The 15,313-nt window shown below is 51.1% G+C and carries 12 protein-coding genes; all 12 read right to left on the minus strand.

Annotated features, from left to right (window positions below; all coding sequences use genetic code 11):
* Nucleotides 1-2 precede the first annotated feature (2 nt).
* The 12 genes from AAY24_RS04310 to wecB all read right to left on the minus strand — a co-directional run bounded on the left by AAY24_RS04310 (nt 3) and on the right by wecB (nt 15,313).
* Nucleotides 3-962, minus strand: coding sequence for a polysaccharide deacetylase family protein (locus AAY24_RS04310; protein ID WP_046858644.1), 960 nt, complete (start codon nt 960-962; stop codon nt 3-5).
* A 9-nt stretch (nt 963-971) separates the two neighbouring features.
* On the minus strand, nt 972-2,285 hold the full coding sequence (locus AAY24_RS04315) for a putative O-glycosylation ligase, exosortase A system-associated (RefSeq protein ID WP_046858645.1): 1,314 nt from the start codon (nt 2,283-2,285) through the stop codon (nt 972-974).
* A gap of 343 nt (nt 2,286-2,628) precedes the next feature.
* On the minus strand, nt 2,629-3,387 hold the full coding sequence (locus AAY24_RS04320; RefSeq protein ID WP_046858646.1) for a class I SAM-dependent methyltransferase: 759 nt from the start codon (nt 3,385-3,387) through the stop codon (nt 2,629-2,631).
* A gap of 55 nt (nt 3,388-3,442) precedes the next feature.
* A complete protein-coding gene (locus tag AAY24_RS04325; protein WP_046858647.1) occupies nt 3,443-4,792 on the minus strand; it encodes a phenylacetate--CoA ligase family protein in 1,350 nt (449 codons plus the stop codon).
* Nucleotides 4,793-5,043: 251 nt separating this feature from the next.
* Nucleotides 5,044-6,147 (minus strand): glycosyltransferase family 4 protein, encoded by a 1,104-nt coding sequence (locus tag AAY24_RS04330; RefSeq protein WP_046858648.1) that lies wholly within the window; start codon nt 6,145-6,147, stop codon nt 5,044-5,046.
* Between the two features lie 48 nt (nt 6,148-6,195).
* The gene (locus tag AAY24_RS04335; protein WP_046858649.1) at nt 6,196-7,407 is read right to left on the minus strand and encodes a TIGR04063 family PEP-CTERM/XrtA system glycosyltransferase; all 1,212 of its coding nucleotides are present in this window, start codon (nt 7,405-7,407) and stop codon (nt 6,196-6,198) included.
* Between the two features lie 17 nt (nt 7,408-7,424).
* On the minus strand, nt 7,425-9,311 hold the full coding sequence (locus tag AAY24_RS04340; protein WP_046858650.1) for an XrtA/PEP-CTERM system amidotransferase: 1,887 nt from the start codon (nt 9,309-9,311) through the stop codon (nt 7,425-7,427).
* A gap of 90 nt (nt 9,312-9,401) precedes the next feature.
* The gene (gene xrtA, locus AAY24_RS04345; RefSeq protein WP_052761055.1) at nt 9,402-10,883 is read right to left on the minus strand and encodes an exosortase A; all 1,482 of its coding nucleotides are present in this window, start codon (nt 10,881-10,883) and stop codon (nt 9,402-9,404) included.
* Nucleotides 10,884-10,944: 61 nt separating this feature from the next.
* Nucleotides 10,945-12,162 (minus strand): TIGR03087 family PEP-CTERM/XrtA system glycosyltransferase, encoded by a 1,218-nt coding sequence (locus AAY24_RS04350; protein WP_046858652.1) that lies wholly within the window; start codon nt 12,160-12,162, stop codon nt 10,945-10,947.
* Nucleotides 12,163-12,169: 7 nt separating this feature from the next.
* Nucleotides 12,170-13,222, minus strand: coding sequence for a FemAB family XrtA/PEP-CTERM system-associated protein (locus AAY24_RS04355; protein ID WP_046858653.1), 1,053 nt, complete (start codon nt 13,220-13,222; stop codon nt 12,170-12,172).
* A gap of 58 nt (nt 13,223-13,280) precedes the next feature.
* Nucleotides 13,281-14,150, minus strand: a complete 870-nt coding sequence (locus AAY24_RS04360; protein ID WP_335337211.1) for an XrtA system polysaccharide deacetylase — start codon at nt 14,148-14,150, stop codon at nt 13,281-13,283.
* A 2-nt stretch (nt 14,151-14,152) separates the two neighbouring features.
* Entirely contained in the window at nt 14,153-15,313 is a 1,161-nt protein-coding gene (wecB, locus tag AAY24_RS04365; protein WP_046858654.1) for a non-hydrolyzing UDP-N-acetylglucosamine 2-epimerase, read from the minus strand.

Raw genomic sequence — 15,313 nt, forward strand, 5'->3', positions numbered from 1 at the left:
TATTAAACATAGTTTTTGATCAGCCTGAGCATAAACTTTGCCGGTGTATTGTCCCAGGGAGTAAAGCGGTGCAGCTGGTATGGATCTGTTGCAGTGGTAGATACACCCCATTCGGTTGAAACGGCCGCCTTGAATCCCTGCTTTCGTACCATGTCGGTATGCTTTGGCAAATAGTCCTGCACCGGTTTGCCATTGGGATAGGCAAATACTGTTACGGGTCCACCGGTAATAGCTTCCAGCTGTTTCTTCCCCTCCGCTATTTCATGATTGGCTTGCTCATCCGGAATGGTCGAAAGAATCGGATGAGTAACTGTGTGGCCACCAATCTCCATACCACTCTGGTGTAGTTCCCGCACCTGATCGCTACGCATCATGAGATCTCCGCTATCGATCCCATCCGGTACTCTCGATGCCACCCAGTCGACCAGAGATTGCCGCTTCTCCTGTGGGAGATGTTTGATTTCGCGAATAATTGCCGAGTAGGCATTATGCCGGTCCTGCCAGCTATCAAGCTGATACTGGCCGAGTTGCTGATCCGACAGATCAAGATATCCAGCCGGAAAGTTCCTAACCGACTCAATGACCGTGTCATTCCACATACGACCACCATCAAGAAACCCGGTCGCAATGAAAAATGTCGCTCTGAGGGAAAACTGCTTGAGTATAGGCAACGCAACTTCCACATTGTCTGCATAGCCATCATCGAATGTGATACAGAGGGATCTATCGGGTAATTTCCCCTCTGCCAGGAGATCTGCTGCCTCCCCTACTGTCAGCACATTAAAATTATTGGCAACCAGTTCCATCTGCCAGGTAAATCGTTCAGCATCGATCTCACCGGGATTAATCGGATCGATAACTGGGTGGACTCGATGGTAGTTAAGAATCGAAAGTTTCGCTTTTGGCCCGGCTGCCGTCACCAACTGCAGGAACGGCCATCGTCTTGTTGTGGAAAAAATCATCGCCTGGATCTACCTGGTCATGGACGGTGCTGTACGCGATGCATGCCGAACACCCGATTCTCTGTTCAATCCCTGCTCCTGTTTCAATTTATCCAACTGTGCTTCCGTTATTTTCTTAACGATCAGAATAATGGCAAACAGATGCCAGGGAAAATCAAAGTAGGCAAGACTGAGAAATGCCCCGCCAAAGCAGTATGCAACCATACTGATCTTGAAATAATAGGCGAAATCATAGGCCCATTTAAGCTCTTCTATCCCCCGTGTGTTCTTCAGTATCCAGACCCCGGTCCGCCATGCCAGTAAAAGGATTGTCACAAAGAGCAGCAGGCCGATCCATCCATGATCACCCAATACACCGAAGTAAATACTGTGTGCAGCGTGCACATCGTTGGGATTCGGAGCATAAATCTGGAACGTGGGTATTGACCAGGAGTTGAAGCCACCACCGGTTAAGCGGTCATTCGCCACATTGACACTGTACGTCCAGGCATTGAGTCGACCCATTGCAGAGGCATCTTCCTGGTAGTTCTGGATGGTATCGATGCGCTCATGCCACTGGTTGGGGAGAAAACTGAGTACAAGAACGCCCCCAATTGCCACCATAGCCAGAATAATTACTTTGTTTTTTGTTTTTAATATCAAGTAGAGCGACATAACTCCGATGGTTAAAAACGCTCCTCTTGAGTAAGAGGCGAATACAGAAAGCACACAAAGCAGAAAAGCGATCAACAAGCCACGCCGTAACCATACATTGGTTGCCTGTACCTTGAGATAGTAGATCAGGGGCAACAACATTAACAAAGCAACAGCCAGTTCGTTGTTATCCTCAATGAATGACCCAGGTGGCCCCCAGACTCTGAATGCACCACCGGTCAGTATGGTAAATATACCGCCTTTAACACCAAAAATACCGATAGAGCCCACAATCACCCACAGCAGTGCCATCACCTGTTCCTTGGTGTGAATCAGCATCAGGGTAAAAAAGATAATCAGCTGGATTTTCAGAACTTTGATCAATTGAGCAAGTGCATCGTCGGGGTAAAATGCAAACAGGCTCGTAACTCCCATCCAGAGCAGGAATAGTATCCAGAAGACAGTAAGTCCGGTTATTGGTATCGATTTTTTCTCTTTACTGAAAAGTACTGAAATCAGCAAAACAAGCGCAACGATCTGGGCAAACGGAAAGTTATAGGCAAATCCCCAGCCAAAACGGTGGGGATTCATATAGCTTAACCACGACCAGACCAAAACCCCGATATAAGCATTCCGCAGAATGAAGGGCAATGATCCGAATACTAGCAATGTGATAACAATATCGCGCATAAATTCCGGTCTTGTCAGTCCTGGCGCTCTTCAGCCCATGGATAAAAATTCTATTTTCTATTTAACAAACGTCCTGAAAACGACTACCAGGAAGATCAAAAGTATCCGATTTACTTTAGCTCATGGCGACACTGATGCGCTGCCACATGGAAAGTCTTTGAATCTCTGACTCCTGGCCTATCCAATAAAGCTAAATCAATGTCCTGATAACTGTTTTAGTAGTTCAATAGGCCACTCACGGAAACATTGGAGTCGAAACCGATATACAAATCGTTGAACAACTTCCATGATCTTTTTCCCGCCCGCTCGGCAAAGCCCGGATGGGTTTACATTATATCCATACTCAACCGGCTTTTTTAAAAAGCATGTGAATCCAGTTTGGATGGTTTTTATGGAAAATCATCTGGGCATCTCTGGTATAAGTAGCAACCCTGGTAAATACTTTCTGAATAAATGTACGTTCCGGCGGCTGTATCAGTTTCTGACCACAATAAATACATCCCTCTTCCTGTTCATAGGTGCCGTAGGGGTTTCCCGCCAGATCCATGAGGAAAGCTGATAGCGCATTGGTAGAGCCGGCACTTTCTCCCACAAATGCTACTGATTCCGCAGCCCACCCAGGAAACAAACCGACGAGACGCTGACGATCAAAGCTATTCACATGACCCCAGGGCGGATTCTGTCTGCCGCAGGAGTAGCAGGTAGTCCGTCCAAAACGAATATCCTGCTTATAGGGAACCCCTATAAGAAGGTATTTCCTGGCAACCCGACTGAGTTCCGCGCATGCCTGTTCCAGCAGGTGCGGGGGAATATGCTCAAGCACCTCTACGCAAAACAGAAAATCAAATGAATTGTCCGCATGCTCCAGATTGGTTATATCCCCCTGTACACAGTTGATATTGTGATGCTGAATCTCCGGGGTAACAAGATCAAGCGCAGTTACCCTTTCAAAATAACCGGTCAGCAAATTTGAAAAGTGGCCATCCCGTGCTCCTATATCCAATACGCTTTTCCCACGGTCAGAAACATCCGAGACCATTTTCAGCAAACCTTCAGTTCTACGCTGTTCGGATTCGCTTTTCCTGTATTCGGTTAGATCCATACCCAGACACTCCCTTGAAATCCTTCCTGGAACTAAGAATATTTACTGATCCGTACTACATCACCACCTGGCTTTTCACATACCTGAACTTTCCGGATTTTTCTGCCTCGATTTTGTCTACCTGTTCCAGGATCACTTCTACATCGTCACCAAGGCGCAATTTGAATCCGTCCACGATCGATTGTTTATCCTGTTCGCCATAACTACCCAGTACCACCAGTTTTACCCGGATGGAATCGACAGATTCCTGAATTATCTGGAACTCCTTTACCGATGGAATATCCCTGAGAATATAGATCAGTGCCAAACCATGCATTCTGACACCGCTTTTGGTAACGATAAAGTCGGTAGTCCTTCCCTGAATCTCCTTTAACACCGGCAAGCCTCTACCACACGGACATGTGGAGTCATCCATCACCGCCACATCACCAGTCCGATAACGAATAAAGGGGAACTCCCGGGTTGCCAGGTGGGTTACCACCACCTCTCCTGCCTCTCCTGCGGGTACGGGTTCACCACTGCTATCAACGATTTCGACAATAATATCTTCTGCAGTGATATGCATATTGCCGGCAGGACACTGATGGGCAATAAAGCCGCCATCCCGGCCACCGTAGCCATTGGCGGTTGGACAACCGAATATGGACTCGATCTCTTTTTTCTGTTCCTCGTAGAGTCGTTCGGATGTAACGAAAGCGACCTTGATACCCAGGTTATCCATTGCCACCCCATGTTTTTTTGCATGGCGGGCGATCAGTGACAGCGCGGATGGATAACCGAATAGCATCGTTGGTCTGGATTGACGAATCTTTTCCACAAACCGGTCAAGATTCTCATCCGACATCTCGAAGGCCGGCATCAATTCTGTCCGTAACAGTTTGTCACGAATCTCCCGTATCCGATCCTGGGCACCCAGTTCAACGGGAGATCCCCACACTACAATCTCCGGATCACCAATATCGACACCCCACCAGCGGGTTGCTCGCCACTTCGCAGCCACATCATGACTGACACGCTCCTTTCCTATATAGAAAATCAGGGGCTCACCAGTCGAACCACCCGTATTGAAACGCTGCAGTTGTGGATCGGTATCCGCTTTCAGTGCATCCGTATGTTTTTTGATCAACTGCTTGGTCAGAAATGGGAAACGCCGCAGATCCTGCACAGAGGTGATCTCTGCCGGTTTAATCTGGTGCTGGTCCATCAACTCCCGGTAATAGGGTACGTGCTGATAAACATCGGCGATCAGCTGTTTCAGTCGATCGGACTGAAAAGCGTTGATCTGTTCCCTGCTCCACCACTGGCTCTGCTCCAGTGCTTTTCTTATAGCGACCGAGTTGTGCCCTTTCAATTGTTCATGCAACGGAAACAGAACATTGCTAACCAGCTTCGTATATAGCGACATTGTCTAACCAGGTTTCCTTATCGTGGTCTATGTTTCAGTACTTCTAGCGATTGTGCCCAAAACCTGCATTAGCACCAGGGTGATCAAGCAGGATGTGGATTAATGAAGTAGCCGGGTGGTTAATCCATTGATTATATTCCATCAATGCTACTCCTATTCGATAATTGCGCTATTCCTAATCCGGTTTATCCCGAAATCCCACCCAGGTTCGATAGCCGTGCCGGTATCCAGAACCGCCTGGAGTGGCGCTGCTATTTAACCTTCGCACTACGATTGTGCAATAACTCGGTATAAATCCCCATCCACAGTGGCTTCACTGATTCCCAACGATACCGTGACACCTCTTTGACACCCTGTTCAGACAGTTGCTGATACAGGTCCTCCTGTTCCAGCAAACGGAGGGCTGACTCTGCAAGGGCCCGCGTGTCACCAATCGGACTGAGCAGTGCGGTGACGCCATCTTCTACCATATAGGGTATTCCACCCGCATCGGTGGAGATGATAGGTACGCCGGATGACATAGCTTCCAACAGGGCATTGGGCATATTGTCCACTCGACTGGTATTCAGCATAACATCGGCAGACTGGTAGAGTTCAGCCATCTGTGCCGGCTTGAGTCGCCCGGTAAAAGTAACCTTCTCCGCAATATTCAACGATCTGGCTTGCTGTTCAAGCCGGGATCTTTCCGGCCCCTCACCCGCGATAGTCAGACGGGCTTGGTCATGTTGAGCCGCAATCAGTGAAAAAGCTTCAATCGCAGTGGCAACATCATAGATAGGTTCGAGATTGCGACAAACAATGAAGTGCGGCGACGACCTGTTCAACCGGCGCTGGCCGGACACAGCGAAACGCTCCAGGTCTATTATGTTGGGCACAACAGTGGCCGGAAGATCGAACTCCGCAAACACCTGTTGAAGAAAGCCGGATGGAACGGCGATCTTGCCTACCCGTTGTAAGCTCGGTTTTACCCAGCCTATGGCCTTAGTGAAAAAATCCTTTGCCTCCCCTCCCCGGTAATTGACTACTACCGGAACCTTCTGCCAGTGGGCGATCCAGATAACCGGCGCGGAAAAAAGATGCCAGGACCAGCCGGAGTTCGCCATCAGATGCACCAGTTGCACTTTACGGACAGTTTTCCAGGTATGGATCAGATAGGGGATGAGCCGAAACAGCGCCCGGACCCCCTTGATGCGCCCAATCCAGGTGGGCTTGTATGGCGAATTGGTACGTACCAGCGTCACCCTCACCTGCTCTGACTCCAGTAGCCTGGAGAGCTGTAACGTCTGATTAGCCATACCACCAAACGGCGGTGCTAGTGGTCCGACCAGGGCGATGTGCTGTACGGATGCATCCATATTCCGGTCAGTCCTCAATACATCTACGGGACGGGAAAACGGGGCACATCAGCCGTTCGCCAATAATGGATTGTAGACTTGATTGTAGTTGGCGACACTGACTGCCCAGTTTCGCTCATTCTCCACGTATTCAAGCCCTTTTTTTCTCAGTTGGTCCGATTCCCCCACCTGACGAATCATCTGAATGGCTGCCTGGGCCAGGGCGTGCTGATCCCCTGCCCTGAACAGACGACCGTTCTCCCCATCCCTGATCAGCTCCTTATGCCCACCGACATCGGAGGCCAGTACCAGTTTTTCCTGCGCCATTGCTTCCAACGGTTTGAGCGGCGTCACCAGATCGGTCAGACGCATGTGCAAACGGGGATAAACAAAAATATCCACCAGATTATAGTAACGGGTGACTTCGTCATGGGGCACTCGGCCGGTGAATATGATCTTGTCCTGCAGGCCCAGTTGAGCGCTGAGTTGCTTTAATTTGTCATCATCCGGACCACCGCCAACAAGCAACAGGCGGGTATCCGGTATCGCCTCCAGAATGGCCGGCAATGACTTTACCAGCAGCAGCAACCCTTCGTAGGCATAGAAGGAACCGATAAATCCGAGCACTGCTTTGCCCGTAAGCGCAAGTTGCTCAGCCAGCGTATCGCCACTGTCCGGTGCTGTGTGTGAAAACTGCCCCAGGTCCACCGCATTTGGAATCACGGTAATTTTTTTCGGATCCACACCCCGTTTCTCGATATCTCCTTTCAGGCCATTGCAGATAGTTGTTACCGCATCGGCATTTTTGAAGGTGTAAGTTTCCAATGCCCGGGTAATGCGATAGCGCAATCCCCACTCTTTGCTGGTACCGTGATCCACGGCAGCATCTTCCCAGAAAGCGCGGCACTCATAGACCACGGGCAGGTTATGCTTCTTGCCCGCCCGAATCGCCGCGATACCATTCAGGCTTGGCGAGTGAGCATGCAGAATATCGGGGTTTTCAATCTCTATAACCTGGTCCAGTCGCCTGGCCAGGGTATTAATAACATCCAGCTGGTTTAGCAGCGGCAATCCGCTCAGTGGTGACGTGGAGGGTTTGGTCCGATAAAACAGCAACCCATCCACCATTTCCCTGTCCGGTGATTCGGCAACATGCTTGGTACTGGTGACATGGGCGGTCTCCCAACCCAGCTTACGCTGTTGCTCCAGAATAGCCCGGGTCCTAAAGGTATAGCCACTGTGCAGCGGTATGGAGTGATCGAGAATATGAAGGATTTTCATGGTCGCCTGCGGTCCCGTCAGTGCTTTTTCAGGAAAGAGTGGAACATGAGCAGTGTCCAGATACTCGCACTGTAATCACGCATACCTGACTGATGTTGATCCACCAATGTTTCCAGATAGCGTTGATTGAACAAACCGGACTCCAACATCTCGCTACTCAGCAGGTTCGTTTTTACTTTGTCCCGCAATGGCCCCCTGAACCAACTGGCCAGCGGGACCGCAAATCCCATCTTTTGGCGATACAGTATTTCGTTAGGCAGCATGGGCTCCAGTGCCTTTTTGAAAATATATTTCCCCTCCTTGCCTTTCAGTTTCAAGTCGGGCGACAGACCGGAAATCCAGTCAACCAGTTGGTGATCGAGAATAGGCACCCGCACCTCCAGGGCATGGGCCATACTGGCCCGATCCACCTTGGTGAGAATATCTCCAACCAGATAGGTTTTCAGATCCAGGTATTGAACCAATGACAAGGGATGATCCGTAGGCGCGTTCGCGGCGTGGCGCCGGAATACCTCAATGGCCTGGTAGCCCTGAAGCTCACTTTTCAACTTGTCACTGAATAGTTGACTGCGCATCTGGTTGGAAAGAATCGATACGCTGTGCATGTAGCCCTGCAGGGTATCCCGGGCCATCGATTCAAAGGTGGATTTAGCCCGGAATATCCGCGGGGCCCAATCGGCCTTAGGATAGATCGAGCCGAGAGTACCGAACAGTGGACGCCGGATGCTCTCCGGTATCATGGATCGCATACGCTCTTCATAGGTGTGCCAACGATAACGCCGGTAACCGGCCAGATTCTCATCCCCGCCATCACCGGACAAAACCACTGTGACCTCTTTTTTAGCCAACTCGCAGACACGATAGGTAGGCAGTGCAGAGCTGTCGGCATAGGGTTCATCATAAAGATCAGCCAGATGGTCGATCAGATCAAAATCATCCGGGTCAACCTGCTCCACTCGATGCGCTGTTTTAAACTGGTTCGCCACCATGGCGGCATACTGGGATTCGTTGAATTTGGGATCACCAAATGAGATCGAACAGGTATTGACCGGATCATCCGACAGCCCTGCCATCAGTCCCACCACCGCGCTGGAATCGACGCCACCGGAGAGAAATGCGCCCAGGGGCACTTCGGCGATCATCCGGATTTTTACCGCCTCCTGCAGGCGCAGTATGAGCTCTTCACCAGCCTGCTGTTCACTCATGGGATCGTGCAGCTTGAAGCCCACGTCCCAGTACTGCTTCGGTTCCGGCATGGCCTCTCCACGACGCAGGATAAGGCTGAACCCGGGCGAGAGCTTATGGACCCCTTTAAAGATGGTTCTGGGTTCCGGGATATAACCAAAAGTGAAATACTCCTCAACCGCTGCCGGGTCAATCTCATGGGATAACCCCGGGTGAACCTTGAGGGATTTCAGCTCTGATCCGAAGATGAACTGTCCGTCGGGAAGAAGCGAATAGAAAAGCGGTTTGATACCGAGCCGATCCCGGGCCAGAAACAGGGTTTGCCGGTTCCTGTCCCAGACGGCAAAGGCAAACATGCCCCGGAAACGATCGACACAGGATTCACCCCACTGCTCCCAGGCATGCACGATAACTTCGGTATCCGAATGGGTGCGGAACTGATGCCCCAGGGATTTCAGTTCTTCAGAGAGTTGCGGAAAATTGTATATCTCGCCGTTGTAGGTGACCACAACCGAGTGATCTTCGTTGAACAGGGGTTGCTGGCCACTGGCCAGATCGATAATGGAGAGGCGACGATGGCCAAATCCAAGACCCGCTTCAATATGAATTCCGCCTTCATCCGGCCCGCGGTGAAACTGGGTCTGATTCATCTGAGATAGCAGACGCTCGGCAATCTCACGTTGGCCTGTCGTATCAAATATCCCTACTATCCCACACATATATTCAGTTTCTTTTTTGATTGTTGGCCACTACAGCCAAGGTTCCATGTACGTTTTACATCCTGCAGCAGCTTCCGGATGGCATTGCTGCTAGTTACTGACCAGCAGATCCAGAGAGGTTTCCAACGCAGGAATCAGGTGGTCGAGAAATGCCTGTTCAGCTTGCCCAATCTGGTTGGGTACTTCGTCCCGCGGAATGGCAATAACAATGCGGGCACTATCCTGCCTGCCGAAGGTCAGGCGGTAGAACGCTTCCAGCAGTTTTCCCCGATAGCGACTGGCAGTATATTTATCGCCAATACGATACCAGGACAACACCTGGTAGGCGTGATCTCCACCCTTTATCGTAAACTGGTCAATGGGCAACGGCTCCCCATTGACCTGTATCGTCACTTTACTCTTTTGGGTAATGCGCCACTTCTTCTCATCCATGGCGAGCAATAGATTTTGACTATTGATCAGTTCCACACCCTTCTTTCGTTGGGCGTAGTATCCCACAGAGACCTCAACCCGTTCCGATCCATGCTGATACTGCCGATGAACAATCTCACTGGCACCCAGAAAATGGGGTAGCCAGGCCGAATCAGATACCGGCTCACCAACCCAGCCGGCAAATCCGTCCGGTAACTCCAGTTGTTGCTCCACAACCAGAGCCTGTCGATTATCCATGGTGTAAGCCAGTACGGGCCAGACCGACGCAGCCAACAGAATCATAATCAAAGCGGAGCGCGGTCTGCTGCTGTTGTGCAGTGAATGGGCAGGTTGATTATCCGCCTTTGCCGGCTGCTCGTGGGGATCCCGCCAGAACGCGCCAATGGAGAAAAGAATCAGCATAACCAGGCCAAAAAACAACCAGCCGTAGATCAGATGATCCACCCCAGTGGCAATTTTCATATCGCTCATATGACCCAGCATGACGATGATGTACGCCCGCAAGCTGTTGGCGATTATCGGGACAATGGTGGCTGCGATGATAAACAGGATCCGCTTGGTTAAACGGCTGTAAGTTAAATAGGCATACAAAGCGCCCAGTGTCACCGAGGCGATCAGGTAACGCACACCACTGCACGCCTCAACTACAGACCAATTACCGGAAGGAAGTGAAAAAAACAGCCCTTCCCGATAAACGGGAATACCGGTCAACTTGATCAGGTACACGGTTGCCGTTGCGGTGACCTCCATCAACGGCGCCACCAGATCCTCTCCCATCGGCACCGCGAAAAAGAGAAATGCCAGGGGGAATGCCAGCGCCCAGGTAACCCTGTTTCCCAGCAGGGTCCATATGGCAAATATGAGAATGGCAACCAGCGCCAGTTGCTGAACCACCAGAGCATCGGCAAGATAACCCGCCAGCCACAGAAAACCTCCACCCAGCAGCAGCACCAATACCCGGTATTCTGGCTGTGGAACCAGTCGCTGCAGGCTTGAGCGCTTTTCCCAGATCAGCCAGAGAGTAATCGGTACAATGATAAAACCGTGCGCAAAGGTTTCTGAACGGTACCAGATAGAGACCATTGACCAGGCCGTCTCGTAAAACAGACCCAGGATGGCGACAATCAACAAGACGGTCATAACCAATACCGTAGGCCAACTGGACGTTCCAGAATACACTTCCCTTTGGGTGCTCATAGACTCAAACAGTACTCCCTTTTTTAGCCTCCAGCCATTGACATACAATCGGCAGATTAGCCTCCCAACTGAAATCTTTTTTCACACGGGCGCGGGCATCCCTGCCCAGACCATCATAAGCGCCGGAGACCAGTCTTGGGATATAGGAGAGAATTTCTTTTGCACTGTTAGCCAGCAATAGCTCCTTGCCCGGCTCCGCATGGATGCCTTCATATCCCTGGTCACTGACGATCACCGGTTTCTCCATCGCCATCGCCTCAAGAACCTTGTTCTGAATACCCCGGGCAATTCGCATGGGCGCCACAGCGGCCCTGGCGAATTGGAGATAGGGCCGGATATCTTCCACCCGGCCGGTCACTTCGACCCGATCCAGCCGGGCCAGTTGCTTAACCGACTCACTGGGATTGCTACCGACAATATAAAAGCGTGCCTGGGGTACCAGTCGGGATATTTCTGGAAAAACCTCTTTGGCGAACCAGGCTACCGCATCAATATTCGGCCAGTAATCCATGGCGCCGGTAAATACCAGCACTTCATCACCTTCCTGATAGGGATTCACAAACTCCTTTGAAGGGGCAAAGTATTCCGTATCCACACCATTATTGTAATAGTCGATATTTTCCTGTTCAGAGGAGATGAGATCCCGAAACAGGGCAGCCTCTGCGGACGAGACAAACAGGCTGGCGTCAAATACGCCGGCGAGAGATCGTTCATAGGCGAACAGTTTATCCGCCTCCCGGCGATATACCCAACTCATGGGCCACTGCTTCTTCATGGCATACTGGCGCCACTTATCTGAATCGATATCGACAAAATCGATCACCCGGCGCTCCAGGCTGGCAAGGTGAGGCGTGACATACTGCGCCATGGCGGACGAATAGACTATGACCCGTGTTATCTGCTGCTCAGCCACTACCTCTTCAACCCACTGACCCATTTTCCGGTCGGCGTAATAGGGAACAGTCAAGGGCTCGCCCTGCAACAAGCCTTTTATGCTTTTGACGCGAGCCTTGCGGGGATTCAATGGAACAAAACAGCACCCATCACACTCTGTTTCCAACCGCGACACATAGGTCCAATCGTGAGGGTCATCTATAAATGCGCCCAGGAACACCCGGTAGTGTTGGCTAAGATAGCGCAACAGATGGTAAGAACGGATCTTATCCCCCTTGTTGGGGGGATAGGGAATCCGGTGAACCAGGTAGAGCAGTGCGGGTTGCATTGAGTAGTCAGCCCAGTTTTCTGGCTAACAGTGGACCGATAGCATTGGCTATCGGCAAGGGCAGTCTCTGCCAGGCCTTGATGAGCATCTGGTACTTGGGATTGTTTGGATTGACTTCCGGAACCTCGGATGCCTTAACCAGATAGTATTCATAATGCAGCGGTTCCGGCGTAAATCCCCAGTTCTTTTTGAAGCTGTAGGATCCGGCCCCCACTTTGCTACGACCATAGTCAAAAATCCGGATACCTCGCTCGCCACAGCGTCGCATCAGCTCCCAGTACATGAAATCGTTACCCTTCAGATTTCTTGCCAGCGGGATACTGCCTCCATAGTAGGGCAGGACCTCATCCCGGAAATAGAAACTCATGACGGCAGCGATATCCTGGCCTTCATGGGTGACGACCAACACGTCGCAATCCTCACAAAATACTTCCCGCAGTACACGGAAGTATTTCAATGGCATGACTGGCGTACCCAGATTGCGAACACTCTCGGAATAGATACGGAAAAACCTGTCGCACCCTGATACGGTTTCAGCGCTCAAACCTGCCTTGATCCCTTTCCGGACCATGGCACGCTGCTTCCTCGGAATCGCCTTCAGATTCTCATCCGGATCGGCGGATATCTCTTTTCTGAAAGTGACATATAAATCTTTCACCGGCCATCCTGCGTCGGAAGGCGTTCGGTTCTTCAATTCCAACGCATCCACGCCCAGTTTATCAGCCAGATCACAGGCAGCCTGTCTCAGGCTGGTTGCCGATGCTTCATCGTCCGCAACTACCCCACCATAAACACAGAAAGGCACTGAACTGAGTGTGTTGCCAAACAACAGGCTCTTCAGCTGTCCCAGGGGTAAAACCCCGGTGATTTTTCCGGCCCGCTCACTGTAGAGAAAATAGACCGGATACCCGAATGCCCGCTCAATTACCTCTTTCCAACCGGACAGATGAAAAAAAGTACCATCTGTCGATTCCTTAACATACTGATCCCAACGTGCGTAGTTGGATTGGTCGAGATGCTGAACCGTGACTACGTCACTCTCTGTTACTGTCGATTGCATTGTTATCCTGTTACCCGGCTAATCCAGATCCTGTTCCCTTGGTACTGTGCTTGATGCGTTACAACCGGGCCGAGGACAAAAATATCTGGTCCATTCGACCCCATTGAAAATCAGCAAACAGGCGATTCAGCCGGTTTTCCGTGTGATTGAGATTCAGATAATGCCTGAATCTTGTTTTCAAACTGATGTCTTGCTGGCGAGGCTGGCCCGGATCAATCTCCCAGGGGTGGAAGTAAAAAATCCCTGGTTGTTGCTCCAGGTTGTTCACTTTACGCAATAAGGCTCTGGAAAAAGCATAAGGAAAAAAGCGGAAGTAGCCACCACCGCCGGCGGGCAACCTGCGGTTAAAAATATACGAGGTGGTTATGGGAATTTCCAGAAAGTCCGAATCCTCGATGGGATGGTAGGCAAAGCGGGGAGCCGACGGCATACCATAATGATCATGGGAGATCGGATAGATACTGGAACTGTATCGATAACCGGCCTGCATCAGCGCTTCATGCGCCCAGAGATTACCAGCACCAATGGAATAGCTGGGCGCACGGTAGCCAATCACCGGAGTGCCCCCAATATCCTCCAGGAGCTTCTTGGTATCGATAACCTCTTCAACGAACTCATCCCTACCCTGGCCACTGGCACGTTTATGCCAGTAGCTGTGGCAAGCCAGTTCATGGCCCGCTTCCACCAGGGACCGAACAATACCGGGGTAGCGTTCAGCTATCCATCCCAGGGTAAAAAATGTCGCCTTGATACCGTGCCTTTCCAGTAAAGCGAGAATAGTTTCCAGATTCCGTTCAACCCGACACTCCTGCTGATCCCAGGTTGACCGGTCGAAGCGTTGTTCAAATGCAGAGACCTGGAAATAGTCTTCCACATCGATAGTCATCGCATTGGTAATGAGGCGCTGCGATCTGGTCTGATCGGACACTGTCACTCTACCTCTGCAGCTTCAGAGATCTGCCCCTGGCTCCACTGGATAACCACTTCAGCAATCCGTTCAGCGGCGCAGCCATCCCAATATTCGGGAACCCTGCCCCGCTTACCACCGTTGGCCAGTACGTCATCAAAACATGCACGAATCTTCTGCGGGTCAATACCGACAATTGTATTGGTTCCTTCATCGACGGTGATTGGGCGTTCGGTATTTTCCCGCAGAGTAATACAAGGCACACCCAGGGCCGTGGTCTCTTCCTGGATACCACCCGAATCGGTCAATACCAGCCTGGCCTGTTTCATTAATCCAAGCATCTCCAGATAACCCTGGGGTGGTAACTGCAGAATACGTGGGGAATCAAGCATAGCTTCCAGTCCGAACTCTTTGACCCGTTGCGCTGTACGGGGATGAACCGGAAATGCCACAGGCAACCGCTCACTGATAGCTTTCAGTTCCGTCAGCAGAGTCTTGAGATTGACGGGGTTATCTACGTTGGAGGGTCGATGCAGCGTAACCAATCCATAGCCGGCTTCAAAAGCCGGCAGATCAATCGCCTCACCCGCCTTGGAAAACAGGTTCATTGGTTCCACCGCGCGATCCAGGTTGTAGCGCAGCGTATCGATCATGACATTGCCGACAAAATGTATACGATCGGCTGAAATCCCTTCCCGCAACAGATTCGCTTCAGCGCTTCTTTCCGTGGTAAACAGCAGATCAGAGATCTGGTCGGTCAGGACCCGATTAACCTCTTCAGGCATACCACGATCATAACTGCGCAGGCCAGCCTCCACGTGGATTACCGGAATACCTTTCTTGACCGCTACAAGAGCACAGGAAATGGTGGAATTCACGTCGCCCAGCACCAGTACCGCGGTCGGCTGTAACTCATCAAGAACCGGCTCAAAACGGAGCATGATCTCGGCCGTTTGTACGGCGTGGCTACCGGAGCCGACCCCCAGGTCGATATCCGGTTCGGGAATATGCAGCTGGTCAAAAAAGGACTTTTTCATAGCCGCATCATAATGCTGGCCAGTGTGCAGTAGTGTCGCTTTTATACGGTCACTGTGCCGTTCAAACACCCGCATAATGGGGGCGATTTTCATAAAGTTGGGACGCGCCCCAACAATACAGAGTATCTTGGCGATTTTTCCGGGCAT

Origin of the sequence: Sedimenticola thiotaurini, assembly GCF_001007875.1 — a bacterium.
GTDB lineage: Bacteria > Pseudomonadota > Gammaproteobacteria > Chromatiales > Chromatiaceae > Sedimenticola > Sedimenticola thiotaurini.

Excerpts from the sequence above, each read along its gene's own strand:
- AAY24_RS04340 (WP_046858650.1), bottom strand. The coding sequence starts at position 9,311 with ATGTGTGGGATAGTAGGGATATTTGATACGACAGGCCAACGTGAGATT.
- wecB (WP_046858654.1), bottom strand. The coding sequence starts at position 15,313 with ATGCCCGGAAAAATCGCCAAGATACTCTGTATTGTTGGGGCGCGTCCC.
- AAY24_RS04350 (WP_046858652.1), bottom strand. The coding sequence starts at position 12,162 with ATGCAACCCGCACTGCTCTACCTGGTTCACCGGATTCCCTATCCCCCC.
- AAY24_RS04325 (WP_046858647.1), bottom strand. The coding sequence starts at position 4,792 with ATGTCGCTATATACGAAGCTGGTTAGCAATGTTCTGTTTCCGTTGCAT.
- AAY24_RS04315 (WP_046858645.1), bottom strand. The coding sequence starts at position 2,285 with ATGCGCGATATTGTTATCACATTGCTAGTATTCGGATCATTGCCCTTC.
- AAY24_RS04320 (WP_046858646.1), bottom strand. The coding sequence starts at position 3,387 with ATGGATCTAACCGAATACAGGAAAAGCGAATCCGAACAGCGTAGAACT.
- AAY24_RS04355 (WP_046858653.1), bottom strand. The coding sequence starts at position 13,222 with ATGCAATCGACAGTAACAGAGAGTGACGTAGTCACGGTTCAGCATCTC.
- AAY24_RS04310 (WP_046858644.1), bottom strand. The coding sequence starts at position 962 with ATGATTTTTTCCACAACAAGACGATGGCCGTTCCTGCAGTTGGTGACG.
- xrtA (WP_052761055.1), bottom strand. The coding sequence starts at position 10,883 with ATGACCGTCTTGTTGATTGTCGCCATCCTGGGTCTGTTTTACGAGACG.
- AAY24_RS04335 (WP_046858649.1), bottom strand. The coding sequence starts at position 7,407 with ATGAAAATCCTTCATATTCTCGATCACTCCATACCGCTGCACAGTGGC.
- AAY24_RS04330 (WP_046858648.1), bottom strand. The coding sequence starts at position 6,147 with ATGGATGCATCCGTACAGCACATCGCCCTGGTCGGACCACTAGCACCG.